We start from the raw sequence: 549 nt of genomic DNA, 5'->3' as shown, positions 1-549 counted from the left end.
ATTAGTAGCGAGCTACCCTAGTTTGTTTCAAAAAAACATGGTCGCAGTAGGGGGAGGGTTTAGCACGGGCAAATCCACTTTTTTAAACAACTTGTTGGGTTTGAAATTAAAACTCCCTGAAGACACAAATTATACTACAGCTATCCCCACTTATTGCTTGAAGGGTAAAAAAGAGGTTTTAATGGGGTTTTCTCAAAATGGGGGCATGGTGGAATTGCCACATCTTAAGTTTAACCATCAGTTTTTAAAATCCCTTGGCTTTAATTTGAAAGAGATCATGCCTTTCATGCTTTTAAGCGCTCCTAGCGTGCCTTTTGAATTTTTATGCTTCATAGACACGCCTGGTTTTAACTCCGCCAAGCAAGGCTATACGGATGGGGACGAACAAGCCTCTAAAGAATCCCTAAAGCACGCCGAACACATTTTATGGCTCATTAGTTGCGAGCGTGGGGGTATTGAAACCGGTGATTTAGACTATTTACAAGAATTATACGAAGAAGGCAAGCAGGTTTTTATCGTAGTGAGTAGGGCCGATAGCCGCACAAAAAG

Annotated in this window: 1 protein-coding gene; it reads left to right on the top strand. The window is 41.5% G+C overall.

The annotated features are described in order from the left end of the window. The coding region (locus IEY73_RS34845) for a dynamin family protein (RefSeq protein ID WP_189083261.1) at window positions 1–549 on the top strand (549 nt) is incomplete at both ends.

Origin of the sequence: Mangrovihabitans endophyticus, from assembly GCF_014646155.1 — a bacterium.
Taxonomy (GTDB): domain Bacteria; phylum Actinomycetota; class Actinomycetes; order Mycobacteriales; family Micromonosporaceae; genus Actinoplanes; species Actinoplanes endophyticus.
This window is presented reverse-complemented; position numbering and strand designations above follow the sequence as displayed.